This is a genomic window from Herbaspirillum sp. GW103 (genome assembly GCF_000261365.1).
Classification (GTDB): domain Bacteria; phylum Pseudomonadota; class Gammaproteobacteria; order Burkholderiales; family Burkholderiaceae_D; genus Herbaspirillum.
This window is the reverse complement of sequence record NZ_AJVC01000003.1, coordinates 1,672,488-1,695,284: the sequence shown is the minus strand read 5'-3', so window position 1 is coordinate 1,695,284 and position 22,797 is coordinate 1,672,488. Positions and strand designations below refer to the sequence as shown.

At 62.8% G+C, this 22,797-nt stretch carries 16 protein-coding genes; 14 read left to right on the top strand and 2 right to left on the bottom strand.

Annotation, left to right across the window (positions count from 1 at the left end):
- The first annotated feature begins 3 nt into the window (after positions 1-3).
- From ispG to GWL_RS11020, 12 genes are all read left to right on the top strand, one after another.
- The gene (gene ispG / locus GWL_RS11075; protein WP_008329879.1) at positions 4-1,266 is read left to right on the top strand and encodes a flavodoxin-dependent (E)-4-hydroxy-3-methylbut-2-enyl-diphosphate synthase; all 1,263 of its coding nucleotides are present in this window, start codon (positions 4-6) and stop codon (positions 1,264-1,266) included.
- Between the two features lie 129 nt (positions 1,267-1,395).
- Entirely contained in the window at positions 1,396-2,751 is a 1,356-nt protein-coding gene (gene hisS / locus GWL_RS11070) for a histidine--tRNA ligase (RefSeq protein ID WP_034350446.1), read from the top strand.
- Positions 2,752-2,796: 45 nt separating this feature from the next.
- Complete coding sequence (locus GWL_RS11065) at positions 2,797-3,441, top strand: tetratricopeptide repeat protein (protein WP_008329877.1); 645 nt, start codon at positions 2,797-2,799, stop codon at positions 3,439-3,441.
- 142 nt (positions 3,442-3,583) lie between these two features.
- Complete coding sequence (gene bamB / locus GWL_RS11060; protein ID WP_008329871.1) at positions 3,584-4,783, top strand: outer membrane protein assembly factor BamB; 1,200 nt, start codon at positions 3,584-3,586, stop codon at positions 4,781-4,783.
- Between the two features lie 32 nt (positions 4,784-4,815).
- On the top strand, positions 4,816-6,159 hold the full coding sequence (der, locus tag GWL_RS11055; RefSeq protein WP_008329870.1) for a ribosome biogenesis GTPase Der: 1,344 nt from the start codon (positions 4,816-4,818) through the stop codon (positions 6,157-6,159).
- A 139-nt stretch (positions 6,160-6,298) separates the two neighbouring features.
- A complete protein-coding gene (gene hfq / locus GWL_RS11050; RefSeq protein WP_006463311.1) occupies positions 6,299-6,538 on the top strand; it encodes an RNA chaperone Hfq in 240 nt (79 codons plus the stop codon).
- Positions 6,539-6,577: 39 nt separating this feature from the next.
- Complete coding sequence (gene hflX / locus GWL_RS11045; protein WP_008329868.1) at positions 6,578-7,702, top strand: GTPase HflX; 1,125 nt, start codon at positions 6,578-6,580, stop codon at positions 7,700-7,702.
- A gap of 89 nt (positions 7,703-7,791) precedes the next feature.
- Positions 7,792-9,150, top strand: a complete 1,359-nt coding sequence (hflK, locus tag GWL_RS11040; protein WP_008329866.1) for an FtsH protease activity modulator HflK — start codon at positions 7,792-7,794, stop codon at positions 9,148-9,150.
- Positions 9,150-10,043 carry a protease modulator HflC gene (hflC, locus tag GWL_RS11035; RefSeq protein WP_008329864.1) on the top strand — a complete coding sequence of 298 codons (894 nt, stop codon included), beginning with the start codon at positions 9,150-9,152 and terminating at the stop codon, positions 10,041-10,043. The genes hflK and hflC overlap by 1 nt, the downstream gene beginning before the upstream one ends.
- Before the next feature lie 271 nt (positions 10,044-10,314).
- Positions 10,315-11,475 (top strand): ATP phosphoribosyltransferase regulatory subunit, encoded by a 1,161-nt coding sequence (locus GWL_RS11030; RefSeq protein WP_008329861.1) that lies wholly within the window; start codon positions 10,315-10,317, stop codon positions 11,473-11,475.
- A gap of 3 nt (positions 11,476-11,478) precedes the next feature.
- Positions 11,479-12,792 carry an adenylosuccinate synthase gene (locus GWL_RS11025; protein ID WP_008329859.1) on the top strand — a complete coding sequence of 438 codons (1,314 nt, stop codon included), beginning with the start codon at positions 11,479-11,481 and terminating at the stop codon, positions 12,790-12,792.
- Between the two features lie 53 nt (positions 12,793-12,845).
- Positions 12,846-13,376: a phosphoribosyltransferase gene (locus tag GWL_RS11020; protein ID WP_008329857.1), complete on the top strand. Its 531-nt coding sequence runs from the start codon at positions 12,846-12,848 to the stop codon at positions 13,374-13,376.
- An 87-nt stretch (positions 13,377-13,463) separates the two neighbouring features.
- On the opposite strand, the gene GWL_RS11015 is transcribed toward GWL_RS11020, so the two are convergent.
- The gene (locus tag GWL_RS11015) at positions 13,464-14,561 is read right to left on the bottom strand and encodes an SDR family oxidoreductase (RefSeq protein ID WP_008329856.1); all 1,098 of its coding nucleotides are present in this window, start codon (positions 14,559-14,561) and stop codon (positions 13,464-13,466) included.
- Positions 14,562-14,576: 15 nt separating this feature from the next.
- Positions 14,577-15,758 (bottom strand): MFS transporter, encoded by a 1,182-nt coding sequence (locus GWL_RS11010; RefSeq protein ID WP_008329854.1) that lies wholly within the window; start codon positions 15,756-15,758, stop codon positions 14,577-14,579.
- A gap of 136 nt (positions 15,759-15,894) precedes the next feature.
- Here GWL_RS11010 and GWL_RS11005 point away from each other — a divergent pair, with 136 nt between their 5' ends.
- Positions 15,895-16,776 (top strand): LysR substrate-binding domain-containing protein, encoded by an 882-nt coding sequence (locus GWL_RS11005; RefSeq protein ID WP_008329851.1) that lies wholly within the window; start codon positions 15,895-15,897, stop codon positions 16,774-16,776.
- 104 nt (positions 16,777-16,880) lie between these two features.
- Entirely contained in the window at positions 16,881-22,754 is a 5,874-nt protein-coding gene (locus GWL_RS11000) for an MG2 domain-containing protein (RefSeq protein WP_008329849.1), read from the top strand.
- The last annotated feature ends 43 nt before the right edge of the window (positions 22,755-22,797 follow it).

Genomic DNA, 22,797 nt, shown 5'->3' with positions numbered 1-22,797 from the left:
GACATGTCTTCCTTCCCGATCGCCTCCGGGCCGCTGGCCCGCCGCAACAGCCGCCGCGTGGTCATCAGCCACGGGACGCGCGAGATCATCGTGGGTGGCGGTGCGCCGGTGATGGTGCAATCCATGACCAACACCGACACGGCCGACGCCATCGGGACGGCCATCCAGATCAAGGAGCTGGCCCGCGCGGGCTCCGAAATCGTGCGCCTGACCGTCAATACGCCCGAGGCCGCGGCAGCCGTGCCGGCCATTCGCGAGCAGCTCGACCGCATGGGCGTGGACGTGCCGCTGGTGGGTGATTTCCACTACAACGGCCACACTCTGTTGACCGACTATCCGGAGTGCGCCCAAGCGCTTTCCAAGTATCGGATCAACCCCGGCAACGTCGGCAAGGGCGCCAAGCGCGATACCCAGTTCGCCCAGATGATCGAAGTGGCCTGCAAGTACGACAAGCCGGTGCGCATCGGGGTCAACTGGGGCAGCCTGGACCAGGCCCTGCTGGCGCGCATCATGGACGAGAACGCCGGCCGCGCCGAACCCTGGTCGGCGCAGGCGGTGATGTATGAAGCCTTGGTCACCTCGGCCATCGAGAACGCCCAGCGCGCCGAAGAACTCGGCATGGCAGGCGACAAGATCATCCTCTCCTGCAAGGTCTCCGGTGTGCAGGACCTGATCGCGGTCTACCGCGAACTGGCGCGTCGCTGCGACTATCCGCTGCACCTGGGCCTGACCGAGGCGGGCATGGGCAGCAAGGGCATTGTCGCCTCCACGGCTGCGCTGTCGGTGCTGCTGCAGGAAGGCATCGGCGACACCATCCGCATCTCACTGACTCCCGAACCGGGTGGCGACCGCACCAAGGAAGTGGTGGTCGGCCAGGAAATCCTGCAAACCATGGGGCTGCGCAAGTTCACCCCGATGGTGATCGCCTGCCCGGGTTGCGGCCGCACCACCTCGACCGTGTTCCAGGACTTGGCGGACAAGATCCAGACCTTCCTGCGCGAGCAGATGCCGGTGTGGAAGGGAAAGTATCCCGGCGTGGAAGCCATGAACGTGGCCGTGATGGGCTGCATCGTCAACGGTCCCGGCGAATCCAAGCACGCCAACATCGGCATCAGCCTGCCCGGCACCGGCGAGTCGCCGGCGGCCCCGGTGTTCATCGATGGCGAAAAGAAGATGACCCTGCGCGGCGAACGCATCGCCGAGGAATTCCAGAGCGTGGTGCTGGAATATGTCGAATCGCATTACGGTCAGGGTAGTCATGCCTGATCACCGCGTGGCCGGCCACCCTAGGGTGTTCCAGGCCATGCAGTACACTTGCGCTGGCCCGTCGCACGAAAGATGCGACATATTCCAGCTTCCAAAAATGAAGTAAAAAGCAAAATTCCGGATTTCGGTATGTCAGAACAAAAGAAAGTCGAAAAAATCGTTGGCGTCAAAGGCATGAATGACATCCTGCCGACCGACGCACCGTTGTGGGAACTGTTCGAGAACACCGTGCAATCGGTGCTCAAGAGCTATGGTTTCCAGCAGATCCGCACGCCCATCGTCGAGCCGACCGCACTGTTCGCGCGCGGCCTGGGCGAGGTGACTGACATCGTTGAGAAGGAGATGTATTCCTTCACCGATTCCATGAACGGCGACAACCTGACCCTGCGCCCGGAAAACACTGCCGGTGTGGTGCGTGCCGCCCTTGAACACAATCTGACCTACGACGGCCCCAAGCGCCTCTGGTACGTCGGCCCGATGTTCCGTCACGAGCGTCCGCAGCGTGGTCGTTATCGCCAGTTCCACCAGGTGGGGGCCGAGGCCGTGGGCTTCAGCGGTCCGGATATCGATGCCGAGCTGATCATGATGTGCCAGCGCCTCTGGGATGACCTGGGCCTGTCCGACATCCGCCTGGAGCTCAATTCCATCGGCAATGCCGAGGAGCGCAACAAGCACCGCGCCGACCTGATCGCCTACTTTGAACAGCACAAGGAACTGCTGGACACCGACGCCCAGCGTCGCCTGCACGCCAACCCGCTGCGCATCCTGGATACGAAGAATCCGGCCATGCAGGAGATGGTGAATGCCGCGCCCAAGCTGCTGGATTACCTGGGTGAAGAATCGCGCGCGCACTTCGAGGGCGTACAGAAGATCCTGCGCCACAACAACATTCCCTTCACCATCAATCCGCGCCTGGTGCGCGGCATGGACTATTACAACCGTACCGTGTTCGAGTGGGTCACCGACCAGCTGGGCTCGCAGGGCACCGTCTGTGGCGGTGGCCGCTACGACCCGCTGATCGAAATGTTCGGCGGCAAGCCGACTCCGGCCTGCGGCTTCGCCATGGGCGTGGAACGCCTGCTGGAGCTGATGAAGGCCAATGGCGAACAGTACGCACCGAATCAGTGCGACGTCTATCTGGTCCATCAAGGCGAGGATGCACAATTGCAATCTTTTGTCCTGGCTGAACGTTTGCGGACTGCCGGGCTCGATGTTGTGCTACATTGCGCATCGTCCAATGGTGGTGGCTCGTTCAAGGCGCAGATGAAGCGCGCCGACGCCAGCGGTGCCGCCTTTGCCGTGATCATCGGCGAAGACGAGCTCAAGGCCGGGACCGCCACCGTCAAGCACATGCGCGAAGGCAATGCCGAGGAAGGGCGTGCCAATCAGAGCAACATGGCCTTCGACGGCGTGGTCGATTACATCGTGGAACAGATCGTGGGCGATCACGACCATGATCACGACCACGTGCACTATCACCCCTGAAGACCCGTCCTCCTCGACCGTCAACTTATCTAAACGCAGAGTTACATGGCATACGATCTCGAAGAACAAGAACAGCTTGATTCCATCAAGGCCTGGTGGGCGAAGTACGGCAACCTGGTGACCTGGGCGCTGATCATTGTGTTGGCCGCCTACGCCGCCTGGACCGGCTGGAACACCTATCAGGGCCGCCAGTCGGCACAAGCCTCGGTGCTCTACGAAGAGCAGCAGAAGTCGCTGGCCGCCAAGGATAATGCCAAGGTGCAACGTGCCGCCGCCGACATTCAGGACAAGTTCAGCGGTACCGCCTACGCCGAAATGAGCGCGCTGGTGGCCGCCAAGTCGGCCTTCGATGCCAATGACATGGAAGCGGCCAAGAAACAGCTGCAATGGGTGATCGACCATGGCCGTGGCAAGGAGTACAAGGCCATCGCCGCCGTGCGTTTGGCCGGGGTACTGCTTGATGCCAAGGCCTATGATGAAGCGCTGAAGGTCTTGTCGGGGGACTATCCGGCCCAGTTTGCCGGCGCCATCGCCGACCGCAAGGGGGATGTGCTGGCGGCGCAGGGCAAGCGTGACGAAGCCCGTACCGCCTACAAGCTGGCGTTGGAAAAGAGCGATGCCAAGGATCCGGCGCGCCAGCTGATCCAGATCAAGCTCGACGCCATTGGCGGCGAAGCGCCCAAGGCCTGAGGCCGGCGCCCGCGCGACTGACTGAATGCCCCGGTGATCGGTCTGCTGCGGCGGACCGGTGACCCGCGGGGTTGCTGGTGCAACCCACGAATTGAATCGCAATCCCACCGCGAATCCATCCATCGCTTAGAGGAAACAGAATATGCGTAGTGTGACAGCCACTGCTGCCCAGGCAACATCCTTTGCTCGATCCCGCCGCGCCGGCAAGCTGGCGCTGAACGTGGCGGCCATGGCCGCCGTGGTGGCCTTGTCCGGCTGCTCGCTGTTCTCCAGCAAGAAAGATCCGAATCCGCCGGCGCCGCTGGTGGAATTCACCCAGAAGATGCGCGCCCAGTCCGCCTGGACGGTCTCGGTCGGCAAGTCCGGCAGCTACCAGTTCAGCCCGGCCTTTGCTGCCGGCAGCATCTTTGCTGCCGCCAATGACGGCACCGTGGTACGCATCAATGCCCAGAATGGTCAGACCCTGTGGCGCAGCCGTGCCGAGGGTGACCTGACGGCCGGTGTCGGCACCGATGGCAGCACTGTCGTGGTGGTGGGCGAGAAGGGCCGTATCCAGGCCTTCGATGCGGGCTCCGGCAAGCCGACCTGGAGCGCCCAGGCGCCCAGCGAAGTACTGTCGGCCCCGGCCGTGGGTGAGGGGCTGGTGGTCATTCGCAGCATCGACAACCGCGTGACCGCGTATGATGCCGACAATGGCAGCCAGCGCTGGATGGTCCAGCGCAACGTGCCGTCGTTGACGCTGCGCAATGCGCCGGGCATCGTGATTGCTTCGCAGACCGCCTTCGTGGCTCTGCCGGGCGGCCGCCTGTCGGCGCTGGCACTGAACAATGGCGGTCCGCGCTGGGAAGTGCCGGTCGGCGATCCGCGCGGCACGACCGAACTGGAACGCATCTCCGATGTATCTGGTGTGCCGGCGCTGGGCGCGACCGACATCTGCGCGGCCTCCTACCAGGGGCGCATCGGTTGCTTTGACTTGCTCAATGGCAATGTGCGCTGGATCAAGGAGTTTTCCAGCGATGTCGGCGTCAATCTGGATGATGCCTATGTCTACGCGGCCGATGTCGGCGGTGCCGTGACCGAGTTTGCGCGTGATACCGGTGCGGTCATCTGGCGCAACGACCGTCTGAAGAACCGCCAGCTCTCCAGCCCGATCGCCATTGGCAAAGCGGTGGCGGTGGGTGACTTCCAGGGTTATATTCACTTCCTGTCGCGGGAAGATGGCGCCTTCGTGGCCCGTCTGGCTACCGACGGCAGTGCTATCCAGGCGCCTCCGGTTTCGACCGGTTCGTCTGTCGTTTTCCAAACCAAATCAGGAACCGTGGTCTCCGTCGTTGCCGAATAAGTGGCTGTGACGAACGACCCCCAAGAAAAGAAATGAAACCGGTAATTGCACTTGTAGGCCGTCCCAACGTCGGCAAATCGACGTTGTTCAACAGGCTCACCCGCAGCCGCGATGCGCTGGTGGCGGACCTGCCCGGCCTGACGCGCGATCGTCACTACGGCCAAGGCCGGGTCGGCGAACGTCCGTTCCTGGTGATCGATACCGGTGGCTTCGAACCCGTCGCCAAGGACGGGATCATGTATGAGATGGCCAAGCAGACCAAGCAGGCAGTGGTCGAGGCCGATATCGTGGTGTTCATCGTCGACGGTCGCCAGGGATTGACGCCGCACGACAAGACCATCACCGACTTCCTGCGCAAGTGCGGCCGCTCCGTGCTGCTGGTGGTCAACAAGTCCGAGGGCATGAAGTACACCTCGGTCACCGCCGACTTCTACGAGCTGGGCATGGGCGATCCCTATGTGATCTCCGCCGCCCACGGTGACGGCGTGGCTGACCTGGTCGAGGAAGCCCTCGATCAGATCGAGGCCCAGCGTGCCCAGGAGCCGGAAGCCGAAGAGCCGGCCATGCGCGGTACCAAGATCGCCATCGTCGGTCGTCCCAACGTGGGCAAGTCGACCCTGGTCAATACCTTGCTGGGCGAAGAGCGCGTGATTGCCTTCGACATGCCGGGTACCACGCGCGATTCGATTGAAATTCCCTTCGAGCGCGAAGGCCGTCACTACACCCTGATCGATACCGCCGGCATCCGCCGCCGTGGCAAGGTCTTCGAGGCCATCGAGAAATTCTCCGTGGTCAAGACGCTGAAATCGATTTCAGATGCCAACGTCGTGCTGCTGTTGCTGGATGCCCAGCAGGACATCTCCGAGCAGGATGCCCACATCGCCGGCTTCGTGCTGGAGTCGGGCAGGGCGCTGGTGGTCGGTGTGAACAAATGGGATGGCATGGAAAGCGATCAGCGCAACCAGATCAAGATGGATCTGGAGCGCAAACTGAATTTCCTTTCCTTCGCCAAGTTCCACTTCATCTCGGCACTCAAGTCCACCGGTATCGGTCCGCTGATGAAATCCATCGATTCGGCCTACGCCGCTGCCATGGCCAAGCTGAGCACGCCGCGCCTGACGCGCGCGCTGGAAGAGGCGCTGGAACACCAGCAGCCGCGCCGCAAGGGTTCGATTCGTCCCAAGCTGCGCTATGCGCACCAGGGCGGGCAGAACCCTCCCGTGGTGGTGATCCACGGCAATGCGCTGGAAGCCATCGATGACAATTACAAACGCTATCTGGAAAAGCACTTCCGGGAAACTTTCTCCCTGGTCGGCACTCCACTGCGTATCGAGTTCAAGTCGGGCAAGAATCCTTTCATCCGGCAGGAAAAATAATCGTAAATCCTGCTATTCGATCAATGTTTTTGGCGTTGGAGCGAAAATCGTTTAAATTGAATAGCATAAAGTTGGTCAAGCACTTGATATTCCTTGAAGTGCCTCCAAGTCCTAATCACAACAACACCGTGGAGCTGCCATGAGCAACAAAGGGCAATTGTTACAAGACCCATTCCTGAACGCATTGAGAAAAGAGCACGTTCCCGTCTCTATCTATCTGGTCAACGGCATCAAGCTGCAAGGCCATGTGGAGTCTTTCGATCAATACGTGGTCCTGCTGCGTAACACCGTTACGCAAATGGTTTACAAACACGCCATCTCTACCGTCGTGCCTGCACGTGCGGTCAATCTCAGTCTCGAATCCTCGTCCGACGAATAATGGTCTACCTGGCCGGCTTGACGCCGTGGGCATTTTGACATGCGTGCCGCGTTAGTCGGCCTGGACTTCGGCAAGAACGATTTCGCCGCAAGTCTGGATGAGCTCCTCCTTCTGGCAAAATCGGCTGGTGCGGAACCGGTGATCACCATCACCGGTCGCCGTGCCAGTCCGGATGCCGCGCTTTTCGTAGGCACCGGCAAGGCACAGGAAGTGGCCGACGCCGTTGCCGACCTCCAGCTCGAACTGGTCATTTTCAATCACGCTCTTTCACCGGCCCAGCAGCGTAATCTGGAGCGGGTGCTGAAGGTGCGCGTGCTCGACCGGACCAGCCTGATTCTCGATATCTTCGCGCAGCGCGCCAAGAGCCACGAGGGCAAGGTGCAGGTTGAGCTGGCCCAGTTGCAACACCTGGCCACCCGCCTCATCCGCGGCTGGACTCACCTGGAGCGGCAAAAGGGGGGTATCGGTCTGCGCGGACCCGGTGAAACCCAGCTCGAAACCGACCGCCGTCTGCTGGGCGAGCGTGTCAAGGCCTTGCGGGCCGTGCTGGCCAAGCTGCGCCGGCAGCATGCCACGCAGCGTCGCGCGCGGGGGCGCAGTGAAACCTTCTCGGTCTCGCTGGTGGGTTACACCAATGCCGGCAAGTCGACTATCTTCAATTCCCTTGCCAAGGCTGGGGTGTATGCCGCCAACCAGCTCTTCGCCACGCTGGACACGACTTCCCGTCGCGTTTACCTGGGCGAGGTCGGGCACGTGGTGATTTCGGATACCGTGGGCTTCATCCGCGAACTGCCTCACCAACTGGTCGAGGCCTTCCGCGCCACCCTCGAAGAAACCATTCACGCCGACCTGCTGCTGCACGTGGTGGATGCGGCCAGCCCGGTACGGATGGAACAGATCGAGCAGGTCAACCTGGTGTTGAAGGAAATCGGCGCAGATCACGTCCCGCAGATCCTGGTCTGGAACAAGATCGACGCCGCCGGTCTGGAACCGACGGTCGAGTATGACGAGTATGGTAAAATCCAGCGGGTTTTCGTCAGTGCCAAGTCCGGTGCTGGCCTGGATCTGCTGCGCGAAGCGATCGCCGCTTCGCTCAAGGCCGCCTTGGAGGCCAGGGGTCGCAGCCGTTCCGAGCCAGTCGATTCCGCAGACATGCACGCTTGAGCCGTTCGAGGGGACGGCTTTTTGCACGTTCCTGGCGCGCATTCCTCCTTGATTCTCTTAATCCATTACTTCAGCCGGAACGCAAACGCATGCTTGTGTCTTTATTCAGGAAAATCGGTGTCAAGTTTTCGTTGAACGACCCCCAATGGGGACGTGGTTCGCAAAACGACAACCGCGAGAATCAGAATAACGGAAATAACGGCGACAAACGGCCCGAAAAACCGTCCGGCAACAATGACGGCCCGCCTGACCTCGACCAGCTCTGGCGCGACTTCAACCAGCGCATCGCCGGCCTCCTGGGCCGCAAGGGCGGTGGCGGATCCGACGGCGGCAACGGTGGCGGCGGCTTCAATCGTGGCGACGTCAAGGGTGCCGGCATCGGCGTGGGCGTCATCGCCGTGATCGTGGCTTTCCTCTGGCTGGCCAGCGGTTTCTTCATCGTGCAGGAGGGTCAGACCGCCGTGGTCACTACCTTCGGTCGCTACAGCCACACCACGCTGCCGGGCTTCAACTGGCGCTGGCCGTATCCCATCCAGGGCCACGAGATCGTCAACATGTCCCAGGTGCGTACTGCCGAGATCGGTTATCGCGGCAACGTGCGCAACAAGCAGCTCAAGGAATCCCTGATGCTGACCGATGATGAAAACATCATCGATATCCAGTTCGCCGTCCAGTACAAGCTCAAGAACGCCGCCGAATGGCTGTTCAGCAACCGCGACCCGGATGACTCCGTACGCCAGGTCGCCGAGACCGCCATCCGTGAAATCGTCGGTCGCAGCAAGATGGACTTCGTCCTCTATGAAGGCCGTGAAAAGGTCGCGCTGGACGTGAGCCAGCGCATGCAGCAGATCCTGGACCGCTACAAGTCCGGTGTCCAGATCACCAACGTCACCATGCAGGGCGTGCAACCGCCTGAACAGGTGCAAGCCGCCTTCGACGACGCCGTCAAGGCAGGTCAGGATCGCGAGCGCCTCAAGAACGAAGGCCAGGCCTATGCCAATGACGTGATCCCGCGCGCATCCGGCGCCGCCTCGCGCCTGCTGGAAGAAGCCGAGGCCTACCGCTCCCGCGTGGTCGCCAATGCAGAAGGTGATGCCTCCCGCTTCACCCAGGTGCAAGAAGCCTACGCCAAGGCGCCGGCGGTCACCCGCGAGCGCATGTACCTGGAAACCATGCAGCAAATCTTTGCCAACACCACCAAGGTCATGGTTGATGCCAAGAGCGGCAGCAACCTGCTGTATCTGCCGCTGGACAAGCTGATCCAGCAAAGCGCCAGCGAAGCGACCCCGGCCGGTGGCAAGGCGCAGGCTTCGGCGACCGTCCAGCCCTCTGCGGGCGCGGCGTCCACCACTTCGACTGCAGGAAACGACACCGTGTATTCTTCCGAGCTGATGCGAGATTCGAGAAACCGCGATCCCCGTGATGCGCGCGAAAGGGAGGTGCGCTGATGGGCCGCCTCGTTACCTCCGTCATCGTCGCCGTGGTGGCGATCTGGCTGGCGTCGTCCACCATCTTCGTGGTGGATCAGCGCTCCTCGGCCATTGTCTTCGCCCTGGGTGAAGTCAAGCAGGTCATCACCGAACCCGGCCTGCACTTCAAGCTGCCGCCACCGTTCCAGAGCGTGATGTACGTGGACAAGCGCATCCAGACGCTCGATACCCCTGATGCAGACCGCTTCATCACCGCCGAAAAGATGAACGTGCTGGTTGATGCCTACGTCAAGTGGCGCATCGTCGATCCGCGTCTGTATTACGTCAGTTTCAACGCCGACGAACGTCGTACCCAGGATCGCCTTTCGCAGATCGTCAAGGCGGCGCTCAACGATGAAATCACCAAGCGCACCGTACGCGAAGTGATCTCCAGCCAGCGCAACAACCTCATGGACGCCATCCAGGCCCGCGTGGCCAACGAAGCCAAGCAGATCGGCGTCGAAGTCATCGACGTGCGCCTGCGCCGCGTGGACTACGTTGACCAGATCAACAATTCGGTGTTTGAACGCATGAAGTCCGAGCGGGTGCGCGTGGCCAATGAGCTGCGTTCCACCGGTGCGGCCGAGTCCGAGAAGATCCGTGCCGATGCCGATCGCCAGCGCGTGGTGATCCTGGCCGAAGCCTACCGCGAATCCGAAAAGATTCGCGGTGCCGGTGACGCCAAGGCGTCCCAGATCTACGCCCAGGCCTTCGGCCAGAACCCCGACTTCTACAAGTTCTACCGTAGCCTGGAAGCCTACCGCGCCAGCTTCAAGAACCGTCACGATCTCTTGGTCGTGGATCCGAGCTCGGAGTTCTTCAAGTACTTCAAGGGAGTGGGCGCCGGCGCCACCAGCGCTGCGAAGAAGTAAAAATCTGCTTAACAGGCGATAATGTGAAGTGTTCTGCGCCGCCGCAGGTTTGCGGCGGGCAGGGCGAACCGGATGGATGCCGCTGGTAAAGGGCATCTTTCCTTTTTTGGTCGGACACAATGTTCCGGGGTGCAATTTTCCCGGAATACAAGAAGAGGGGCGGCAGGCATTTGCGGACCGCCCCGATTGTTCGTCTGGGCGCCTGCTTGTCTTGTTGTCATCCGCACCACGCAAGTACGCAAACCGTTTTTTTCTGCTTTGACTTTTGTTTATGCCTAACTGGCTTCTTCCCGAAAACATCGCCGATGTCTTGCCCTCCGAAGCGCGCAAGATCGAGGAACTGCGCCGGCGCCTGCTCGACAATTTCCGCCTGTACGGCTACGAAATGGTCATGCCGCCGCTGCTGGAATACCTCGAATCGCTGCTCACCGGCGCCGGCCAGGACACCGACCTGCGTACCTTCAAGCTGGTTGATCAGCTCTCCGGTCGCACTCTGGGCGTGCGCGCCGACATGACCACGCAGGTGGCGCGCATCGACGCCCATCTGCTCAATCGCGCCTCGGTCACCCGCCTGTGCTATGCCGGCAGTGTCCTGCATACTCGCCCGACCGGCCTGCACGCCACCCGCGAACCAATCCAGATTGGTGCCGAGATCTATGGCCATGCCGGCATCGAAGCCGACGCAGAGATTCAGGAACTGGCCTTGAATTCGCTGGCCCTGGCCGGCATGCGCACCATCCGCCTGGATCTGTGCCACGTCGGCGTGCTGCGCGCCATCATTGCCAACGATGCCGCCGCCAAGCGCGACGAGGCGCAGCTCTTCGGCCTGCTGCAGGCCAAGGATGTGCCTGGCCTGAAGGAAATCACCGCCGCCTATCAGGACGGTACTCGCGCCGCCTTGCTTGCGCTGCCCAACCTGTATGGCGACATTTCCGTCATCGCGCGCGCCCGCATCACCTTGCCGGCACTGCCTGGCATCGGCCAGGCGCTCGACGAGTTGCAGGCCGTGGTGGAACTGGCTGCCGGCCATGAAGGCGCGGCCGTCACGATCGATCTGGCCGACCTGCGCGGCTATCATTACCACAGCGGCGTGATGTTCTCTGCCTACGTGCCCGGCCTGCCCAATGCGGTGGTGCGCGGCGGCCGCTACGACCATGTGGGTGAAGCCTTCGGCCGTGCGCGGCCGGCCACCGGCTTCTCCCTGGACCTGCGTGAACTGGCACGACTGATGCCGGGCGCGGAACGAAAACGCGCCATCCTCGCCCCTTGGGGCAGGGACGCCGGTCTGCGTGAGAAAATAGCGCAATTGCGGCAAGCGGGAGAGATCGTGATCCAAAGCCTTCCCGGCCACGAACACGATCAGGACGAATTCGATTGCGATCGCGCACTCGATTTCAGCAATGGAAACTGGATTATCAAAAACTTGGGTTGAGTCATGTTACAGAACAGCAATGCAAAGAATGTCGTCGTCATCGGTACGCAATGGGGCGACGAAGGTAAGGGCAAGATCGTCGATTGGCTGACCGATCACGCCCAAGGCGTGGTGCGTTTCCAGGGCGGCCACAATGCCGGCCACACGCTGGTCATCGGCGGCAAGAAGACTGCGCTGCAACTGATCCCCTCGGGCATCATGCGCGAAGGCGTGGCCTGCTACATCGGCAACGGCGTGGTGCTGTCGGTGCCCGACCTGCTGCGCGAGATCGACAAGCTCGAAGCCGCCGGCGTGGAAGTGTGCTCGCGCCTGAAGGTGTCGGACGCCTGTCCGCTGATCCTGCCGTATCACGTGGCCCTGGACGTGGCGCGTGAAGCCGCCCGTGGCGTCGACAAGATCGGCACCACCGGCAAGGGCATCGGCCCGGCCTACGAAGACAAGGTGGCCCGTCGCGCCATCCGCGTGGCTGACCTGCTGAACGAAAAGCGCTTTGCCGAAAAGCTGCTGGCCAACCTGGACTACCACAACTTTGTCCTGACCCACTACCTGAAGACCCAGCCGGTGGACTACCAGAAGACCCTGGACGATGCCCTGGCCAACGTGCCGCGCATCAAGCCCATGGTCACCGACGTTTCCAGCGACCTGTACGCCATTCACAAGGCCGGCGGCAAGATCCTGTTCGAAGGCGCGCAAGGCAGCCTGCTGGACGTGGACCATGGCACCTATCCGTTCGTCACCTCCAGCAACTGCGTGGCCGGCAATGCCGCCGCCGGTGCGGGCGTGGGTCCGGGCATGCTGCACTACATCATGGGCATCACCAAGGCCTACACTACCCGCGTCGGTTCGGGTCCGTTCCCGGCTGAACTGCCGACGGACGCCGGCACCGGCAAGCACCTGGCCTCGGTTGGCCATGAATTCGGTACCGTCACCGGCCGTGCGCGCCGCTGCGGCTGGTTCGATGCCGCGCTGCTGAAGCGCTCGGTGCAGATCAACGGTGTCTCGGGCATGTGCCTGACCAAGCTGGACGTGCTGGACGGCCTGGAGTCGTTGAAGCTCTGCACCGGCTACAAGCTCAATGGCAAGACCGTCGACATCTTCCCGGTCGGCGCTGAAGAGGCAGCCGCCTGCGAGCCGATCTACGAAGAAATGCCCGGCTGGTCCGAGACCACCGTCGGCGCCAAGTCGCTGGACGCACTGCCGGCCAACGCCCGCGCCTACATCAAGCGCATCGAGGAACTGGTGGGCGTGCCCATCGACATGATCTCCACCGGCCCGGACCGCGAAGAGACCATCGTCCTGCGTCATCCGTTCAAGTAATTCACCACGCAATCGCCCGCAAGGGCACAAGGCACTACGAAGCAATCAAGAATATGAAGATCTCTGACGACAAAGACCTCTGGGTCTCCTGGGACGACTACAACCGCCTGATCGAACGACTGGCATTGAAGGTCTACGAATCCGGCTACCAGTTCGACCAGGTGCTGTGCCTGGCGCGCGGCGGCCTGCGCCCGGGTGACGTGATGTCGCGCATTTTCGATGTCCCGCTGGCCATTCTCTCGACCAGCTCCTACCGTGAAGCGGCCGGCACCATCCGCAGTTCCCTGGACATCGCCAAGTACATCACCATCACCAAGGGAACCCTGGGTGGACGCATCCTGCTGGTGGACGACCTGGTCGATTCGGGCGTGACCCTGCAGAAGGTGATGGTCCACCTGAAGGAACATTACCCTGCCGTCACCGAGATCAAGAGTGCCGTGTTGTGGTGGAAGGCCTGCTCGGTGGTGGAACCTGACTTCCACATCGACTACCTGCCGACCAACCCCTGGATTCACCAGCCGTTCGAAGAATATGACGGCCTGGGCCCGCATCAGCTGGCGGCCTGGATCAAGAAGGGTGCCTGACCTTTTGCTTCAGTTTCATGGAGGCAGATGTGAAAAGAGCTTGCTGCGGCAAGCTCTTTTTTTCATCCGCCGAGGCGAGGCAAGGCATCAGGACCACGGAATGATCTTGCGCTCCTTGAAGGTATCAAAGAGCTGATAAAACATCTGCTCGCTTTCCACATACTCATGAAAGCCCAGCCGGCGCGCCTTGCTGCCATCACCAAACATGTCGTAGTCCCAGGAGAACACGAAATCGGCAAATTCCCACGCCGATAGTGAAGCATAAGGATGCTGCTTCAGGCCATGCGCCGTGACGATCCTTTCCCATAAGGGTGCCTTGTCGGCCATCACCTCGGCCAGCTTCAGCGGCAGCGGCGTACCGACTTCCATGCCGAAATAACGGGCGATCTTGGGCCACATCTCGCTCCAGCGGAACAGGTCGCCATTGCCGAAATTGAAGGCTTGGTTGGCCGCGGTCTCGGTGGTGGCCGCCCATACGGTGCCCTTGGCCAGCAGGCCGGCATCGGTCATTTCGACCAGCTTGTCGTAGGCGCCGGGCTTGCCGGGAAAGCGCAGCGGCAGCCCCAGCGCCTTGCTCATGCAGGCGTACAGTGCAATGGCCAGCGCCAGGTTCATCGGATTGCCCAGGGCCGCGCCTCCCACGACGGCCGGGCGCGGTGCCGACCAGCTCCAGTTACACCCTGAATCAATGCGCCGCTGCGCCAGCCAGCGCTGCTGGTCGAACATGAATTCGGGCGGCATGAACTGCGCATCGCTCTCGCGTGCCGGCGTCTTGAAGGGACCGAGATGGCCGCCATAGACCTTGTAGCCCTGCATCAGGCTGATATGCCGCAAGCCCGGCGCACGGGCTTCCACCGTCTGCACCGTGTGCTGCAGCATGGCCAGGTTGGGCGCGACCAGCTCGCTCCAGCTGGGCCGGTGCTGGTAAGCGGCGTAGAACACGTGCGTGACCTGTTCCAGCGGTGCCAGCTGGCGTTCGGTGTCGGCGGCATCGAGCAGGTCCACGGCGACGTAGCGCAGTCGCGCCTGCTTGCGGGATTCGCCACCCCGGCGCGAGAGGCCGATGACCTCCCATTGCGGCAGGGATAGCAGGTGTGCGATCAACTGACTACCGATCACGCCGTGGGCACCTACCACCAGGGCGGTGTGGCGCTGCGGCGGGGTAGCGATTGCGGAATGGGTCATGGCGCTCTCCGGGGATCAGCAGGTCGTGGTGCGTTCGGTGCGGGACAGCGCGGCCGGGCTGGCATCCATCTTCCAGCTCACCAGGGCTACCACGATGCCCGCCAGCGGCAGCAGTGCAGCGACATAAGGCACCGCATGCAGGCCCGGGCCATGATCGATGGTCACACCGCCCAGCCAGGCACCGGCGGCATTACCCAGATTGAAGGCGGCGATGTTGGCCGAGGAGGCCAGGTTGGGCGCGCCGGTCGCCTTTTCCAGTACGCGCATCTGCAGCGGCGGCACGGTGGCGAAAGCGGCCATGCCCATCAGGCCCACGCCGATGATGGCGGCGATCTTGTTGCCATTGGTCAGGCCAAACAGCAACAGCACCGCGGCCAATAGCACCAGGCTGCCCAGCAGGGTCGCCATGAGCTTCTTGTCGGCCAGCTTGCCGCCGGCCAGATTGCCGATCACCAGCCCCAGGCCGAACAGCAGCAGGATGGGCGAGACCGCCGAGGGCGGGAAGCCGCTGATGTCGGTCAGGATCGGGGCAATGTAGGTGAAGGCCGCAAACACGCCGCCAAAGCCCAGTACCGTCATCAACAGCCCCAGCATTACCTGCGGGCGCATCAGTACGCGCACTTCCTTGCCGAAGTCGGCTTCGTCACCGCCTTGCGAGCGCGGCACCAGCACGGCCGTGGCGGCCAGCGCGATCACGCCGATGGCGGTCACCGCCCAGAAGGTGGCACGCCAGCCATGGCTCTGGCCCAGCCAGGTGCCGAAGGGCACGCCCAGCACGTTGGCCACCGTCAGGCCGGTGAACATCAGGGCGATGGCCGAGGCCTGCTTTTCCTTGGGGACCAGGCCGGTCGCGACCACCGAGCCGACCCCGAAGAAGGCACCATGGGCAAAGGACGCCACCACGCGCCCGATCATCAGCGTGGCATAGTCCGGCGCGATGGCACAGGCCAGGTTGCCGATGACGAACACCACCATCAGTGCAATCAACAAGGTCTTGCGCGGCAAACGTCCGGTGGTGGCGGTGACCAGCGGGGCCCCCACGAACACGCCCAGGGCATAACCGGTCACCAGCAGGCCGGCCGAGGAGAGGCTCACGCCCAGGTTGGTCGCTACCTCTGGCAGCAGACCCATGATGACGAACTCGGTAGTCCCGATGGCGAATGCGCTGATGGTCAGCGCCCAAAGTGCAATTGGCATGGCAATCCTTGATAGGTGAGGGGTTCAGGCCGGCTGATCCGAGAGGGGGATTGCCAGCGATATGAAGGATTGTGCGCGCAGTCTTTGTTGAGAAAAATGCCGTTACAATCAAAGAATATTTGATCCGGAGTCAACAATGAGCATTCAATCCGAGGAATTGCGCACCTTCGTCGCCGTGGTGGAGGCGGGCACGCTCTCGGCGGCCGCCGAGGTGCTGGAGCAGACCACCTCAGGGGTGAGCCGGGCGTTGTCGCGGCTGGAAGAGAAGCTGGGCGCGAGCCTCTTGACCCGTACCACGCGCCGCATGGAACTGACCGAAGAGGGTGAAGCCTTCCTGGAGCAGGCGCGCGCCATCCTGGCCGCCATGGAGCAAGCCGAAGACACGGTGCGCATGCGCACCCGCAAGCCGGTTGGCAAGCTGCGTGTGGATGCGGCAGTGCCTTTCATGCTGCATTGTATTGTTCCGCATGTAGGGGCTTTCCGCGCAGCCTACCCGGACATCGAACTGGAGCTGACCACCAATGACCGCTTCATCGACCTGGTGGAGCAGCGCGCCGACATTGCCATCCGCATCGGCGAACTGCAGGATTCCACCCTGCATGCGCGGCCCCTGAGTTCGGCGCGCCTGAACATCGTGGCCAGTCCCGATTACCTTGCCCGCCACGGCGCGCCGGAGTCGGTGGAAGCGCTGGAGCAGCACCAACTGATCGGTTTTTCCCAGCCGGACATCCTCAATCACTGGCCGCTACGCCACACCGCCGGGGACCGCTACCAGGTCCGCCCGGCGATCCGCGCCTCCAGTGGCGAGACCCTCCGTCACCTGGCCTTGCAGGGGCAGGGCATTGCCTGCCTGTCCGACTTCATGACCGTTGCCGATCTGGCCGCCGGGCGCCTGGTCCGGCTGCTGGAGCACTACGATAGCGGTTTTCGCCAGAAGATCTCGGCGGTCTACTATCACAACACCCAATTGTCACGCCGCATCAGCTGTTTCCTAGATTTTTTGCAGTGCAAGCTGTAAATCGGAAACGTTTTGCCGTTATTCCAGTCTGAGCGCCAGCGTTGCCGCAAGGGGGAAGCGTCCTGTGGCTGTCATCAAGACAAGATTGATCCGGAGAGAACAAGATGAAGCAAACGGAGAACGGCATGGCCACAGGCCGTCCATGGTTCACGGCCCTGTGCCACCCGCTGCGAGGGCTGCTGGCGGCGGCTGCGCTGCTGGTCACGCTGGGCACGGCCACTGTGCTCACTGCACCGGCGGCGCAGGCCGCCAATGCCAGCGTGCTGTCCTTTTCGCCACAGGGCGACGTGCAGCGCATCCGCCAGGTACGGGCGCGCTTTTCGGAATCGATGATCAAGTTCGGCGATCCCAAGGCCGCCTCACCCTTCGATGCCGATTGCGCCGTCAGCGGCACGGCGCGCTGGGTCGATGACAAGAACTGGGTCTACGACTTCGAACGCGACCTGCCGCCCGGTACGCGCTGCAGCTTCAGCCTGCGCGGCGACGTACGCTCGCAGGCCGGCAATACCGTCAGCGGCAAGACGCGCTTCCAGTTCAGCACGGGCGGTCCGGCCGTGAGTCGCGTGCAGCCCTACGATGGCGCCCGGATCACCGAGGACCAGGCCTTCATCCTGTTCCAGAACGGCCCGGCCACCGAGGGCTCCGTGCGCGAGCATCTGTATTGCGAAGCCGAAGGCATCAACGAGCGCATCCCCACCAAAGCCGTCGGAGACGCTGATCGCAAGGCCTTGCTGCAGCAGTTCGCCAAAGGCGTGGACCCGGCGTCGGTGACCATCGTGCAGTGCCAGCAGCGCCTGCCCAACGAGGCGCATGTGAAACTGGTCTGGGATCGCGGCATCGCCGCCGCCAATGCGCCTTCCATCGTCACCTCCAAGCCGCAGGTCTTCAATTTCCAGGTACGCAGCGAATTCGCCGCCAGCCTGTCGTGCCAGCGCGAGAACGCCAATGCGGCCTGCTCGCCGATCCTGCCGGTGACGCTGTCGTTCTCGGCTCCGGTGCCGCGCAGGTTGGCCGAACAGGTGGTGATGAACGCCACCACCGGCAAGATCAAGCCGACCCTGGAAGGCGACAAGGATGAAGCGGTGCGCGAGCTGCGCTTCAAGCCGCCATTCCCGGAGAAATCCGACTTCACCATCAGCCTGCCTTCCGGCTTCAAGGATGAGGATGGGCGTACGCTGGCCAATGCGGGCAGCTTCCCGTTGAAATCGGCGCTGGCCGATTTCCCGCCGCTGGCCAAATTCCCGGCGGCACCCTTCGGCATCATCGAACTCAACGCCGATCCCACACTGCCGGTCACGCTGCGCCGCGTGGAAGCCGGTCTGCTGGTGCGCGGCAAGGATGGCCGCGCCATGCCCGGCCAGGTGGCCGACCTCAAGGTCGATGGCGACAAGGCCGTCATCGCCTGGCTCACGCGCCTGAACAAATATCACGAGAAATGGGGTGATCCCAAGAAGATAGATACGCGCAGCGTCAGCCTGCTGGCCAGGGAACCGGGCGCGAAGAAACTCGATTTGCCCGCACAGAAGGACGCCAAGGATGGCCAATGGCCGTTTGAAGTGATCGGCATTCCGCTGAAGGACCCCGGCTTCTACGTGGTCGAACTGGAATCGCAGAAACTGGGTGCCTCGCTCTTGGGCAAGCCGCAGCCGATGTACGTGCGCACCAGCGCGCTGGTGACCAACCTGTCGGTGCACGTCAAGCTGGGTCGCGTCAATGGCGCGGTCTGGGTAACCCGACTGGATGATGCCAGGCCGGTGGCCGATGCCGAGATCCGCGTCTCCAATTGCGACGGCACCCAGCTCTGGCAGGGCCGGACCAATGCCAGCGGCGTGGCCATGATGCCGGTGCTGGAAGATGCCTGCGCCAACCGTGGCTACAGCCCCGAGAACGCCGACAAGGTCAATGGCCTCTTCGTCAGCGCCCGCAAGACCGACGAGAAGGGGCGCCAGGACATGGCCTTCGCGCTGACCTCGTGGAACGAGGGCATCGAATCCTGGCGCTTCAACCTGCCCACCGATATGGACAAGTCGGTCACCACGCGCGCTACCACGATCTTCGATCGCACCCTGTTCCGTGCGGGAGAAACGGTATCCATGAAGCACGTCATCCGCACCGAGACCATGCAAGGCTTTGGCCTGATGCGCAAGGAAGACCTGCCCACGCGCATTCGCATCAGCCATCTTGGCAGTGGCCAGCAATACCAGTTCCCGCTGACCTGGCGCGGCAACAGGAGCGCCGAGACCACCTTCGTCCTGCCCAGGCAAGCCAGGCTGGGCAGCTATGAAGTCGTGCTCGACCAGGGGCGCGTCAGGTCCAATACGGGTGAGCAGACTGACGATGATGACGAAGATCACTATGGCCGTGGCAGCTACGTCACCGGTACCTTCCGCGTGGAGGAATTCCGCCTGCCGCTCATGCAGGGGCGCATCACGCCTCCCAAGGGCGCGCAGGTCGCCATCAAGGAACTGCCGCTGGACCTGCAGCTGAACTACATCAACGGTGGCGCAGCGGCCAACCAGGCGGTGCAGGTGTCCTCGCTGCTGCGCTCGCGGTCGCTGAACATGTCCGGTTACGACGGTTTCTCTTTCGATGCGCCGCGCGAGGATGACGACAGCAACGCGGACGACCAGAAGATCGTCGCCGACAAGCTGGCCGTCACGCTCGACAAGAACGGTGCAGGCCGCGCCGTGATCGGCAAACTGCCCGCGCTGCAACGCCCGCAGGAACTGCTCACCGAAATGACCTACAGCGACCCCAATGGCGAGGTGCAGACCATCTCCAGCGTTACGCCCTTGTGGCCTTCCGCCGTGGTGGTCGGCCTGCGTACCGGCAACTGGGTCTCGGTGAAGAAGAAGCTCACACTGACTGCCGTCACCCTCAATACCGCAGGCCAGCCGCAAGCCGGTGTGCCGGTGGAAATCCGTGGCCTGGCGCGCAAGACCAACTCGCACCGCAAGCGCATGGTCGGCGGCTTCTATGCGTATGAAAACGATGAGAGCAAGCAGGACCTGGGCAAGCTCTGCTCCGGCAAGAGCGACCCGCACGGCATGTTCACCTGCGAGACGGAATTGTCGGAAGCGGGCAATGTGGAATTGATCGCCAGCGCCAGGGATGGCCATGGCAACGCCGCTGCCGCCCGCTCCTCGGTGTGGGTCACGGGACGCGGCGAAGTCTGGTTCGATGGCGAGAACCAGGACCGTATCGATATCCTGCCCGAGAAAAAAAGTTATCAGCCCGGTGAGACCGCCACCTTCCAGGTACGCATGCCATTCCGCCACGCTACCGCCCTGGTAGCGGTCGAACGCGAGGGTGTCATCGATACGCGCGTGGTGCAGCTGTCCGGCCAGGATCCCGCCATCAGTGTGCCGATGAAGGCCGAGTATGGTCCCAACGTCTATGTGTCGGTCCTGGCTGTGCGTGGCCGCATGCGCGAGGTGCCGTGGTATTCCTTCTTCATCTGGGGCTGGAAGGAACCGATCAACTGGTGGCATGAATTCCGCCAATACCAGGGACCGGGCCCCGTCGTCGATCTTTCCAAGCCGGCCTGGAAATTCGGTATTGCCGAAGTCAACGTCGGTGATGCGGGCCATCGTCTGCAGGTGGCGGTCACGACGGACAAACCGACGTATCCGATCCGCGCCACGGCGAAAGTGCAAGTGCAGGTGAAGCTGCCCAACGGCAAGCCCGCCGCCGGTGGTGAATTCGCGCTCGCCGCCGTCGATGAAGCCTTGCTGGAACTGCAGCCCAATGGCAGCTGGGATGTATTGCACGCGATGCTGCAACGGCGCAGCTATGGCGTGGAAACCTCCACCGCGCAGATGCAGGTGGTCGGCAAGCGCCACTACGGCAAGAAGGCCACCCCGGCCGGCGGTGGCGGTGGTCGTGCGCCCACGCGTGAGTTGTTCGATACCTTGCTGGTATGGAAGCCCAGCGTCACTCTGGATGCAGAGGGCAAGGCCCAACTCGATGTGCCGCTCAATGATGCGCTGACCTCCTTCCGCATCGTTGCCATCGCCGAGAACGGCATCAGCGATTTCGGTACCGGCAGCGTCAGCATCCGTTCCACGCAGGATGTGCAGCTCATTTCCGGTCTGCCGCCGCTGGTCCGTGAAGGTGACAACTTCAATGGCACCGTCACCGTACGCAACACCACCACGCACGACATGACCATCAAGGTCGCCGCACGTGCGCACGGGGGCACTGCAAGCAGTACGCTGACGCTGCCTGAACGTGAGGTGAAGATCGCCGCCGGGCAGTCCACTGAAGTCATGTGGCCGGTGCAGACGCCCGAAGATATCAGCCAGCTGGCCTGGGAAATCAGCGCCCGGGAGCAGGGCGGTCAGCAAGCGCGTGACGCGATGAAGTTCACCCAGCGCGTTGTGCCCGCCGTGCCGGTCACGGTGCAGCAGGCCACGCTGTTCCAGCTGGACAAGAGTGCTGCCATGAACGTGGCGCGGCACGCCGACAGCCTGCCCGGGCGCGGTGGCCTGGCGATCTCGCTCAAGCCCAGCCTGGCCGGTGGCAGTGATGCCCTGACCCGCTACTTCGTCAATTATCCCTTTGCTTGCCTGGAGCAGAAGACCTCCAAGGCCATCGGTCTGCGCGATGAAGCGGCCTGGCAGAAGATCGTGGCGGACCTGCCGACCTATCTGGACGGCGACGGCCTGGCCTATTACTTCCCGCCCAGTGATAGTGCTGCGCGCCGGGGCAGCGATACCTTGACGGCCTATCTGCTGGCCGCCACCAACGAGGCCGGCTACGCCATTCCGCAAGCCAGCCGCGACAAGATGCTCGATGGTCTGGCAGCCTTCGTGGAAGGCAAGGTCATGCGCGAATTCTGGTCGCCGCAGAAGGATCTGGATGTGCGCAAGCTGGCCGCGCTGGAAGCGCTGTCGCGCTATAACCGCGTCCAGCCTGCGATGCTGGGTTCGATCCAGATCAACCCCAATGTCTGGCCCACATCGGCACTGCTGGACTGGATCGGCATCCTGCAGCGGGTCGCCGCCATCCCCGAGCGCGACAAGAAGCTGGAGCAAGCTGATCAGATCCTGCGCGCCCGCCTGAACTTCCAGGGTACGCGCATGGGCTTCTCCAATGAAGAGGGCGATTACTGGTGGTGGCTCATGAGCAGCGCCGATGCCAATGCCAACCGTCTGATCCTGCTGGAGCTGAACAACCCGGCCTGGCGCGAGGACATGCCGCGCCTGATCGCCGGCGCCATCGGCCGGCAGCAGCGCGGCCACTGGAGCACCACCACGGCCAACGTCTGGGGCAGCCTGGCGCTGGAGAAATTCGCCCGCAAGTTCGAGTCCGAAGCGGTCACCGGTACCACCCGCGCCACGCTGGAGCAGAACGGTGCCAGCGCCGCCACGCAAAGCCTGGCCTGGAGCGGCGCAGCCAACGGCGGCAAGTTGCAGTTGCCGTGGCCGCAAGGCAATGCGCAAGGTGGCAGCGTGCGCGTGGTGCAAGAGGGGAATGGCAAACCATGGGTCACCCTGCAGAGTCTGGCCGCGGTGCCCTTGAAGCAGCCCTTCGCCGCCGGTTATCGCATCACCCGCAAGGTCGAGGCCATCGAGCAGAAGCAAGCCGGCGTCTACACCCGTGGCGACGTGCTGCGCGTGACGCTGGACATCGATGCCCAGGCCGAAATGACCTGGGTGGTGGTCAGCGATCCGGTGCCGGGCGGTGCCACCCTGCTGGGTTCCGGCCTGGGGCGCGACTCCGTCATCGCACAGGGCAAAGAGGCGGCCCCGCGTGAGCATGGCATGGGCTGGCTGGCCTATGAAGAGCGCAGCTTTGAAGCCTATCGCGCCTACTACGAGGCCATGCCCAAGGGTCGCACCAGCATCAGCTATACCGTGCGTCTGAACAACGCCGGTGAATTCAACCTGCCGCCCACGCGGGTGGAAGCGATGTACGCGCCCGAGATGTTTGGTGAAATCCCCAATGGCAAGCTGGTCGTGAAGGCAGCGCCGTGATCGGCATGACCACACGCATATCCCGGCCCGGCGCACTGTGTGC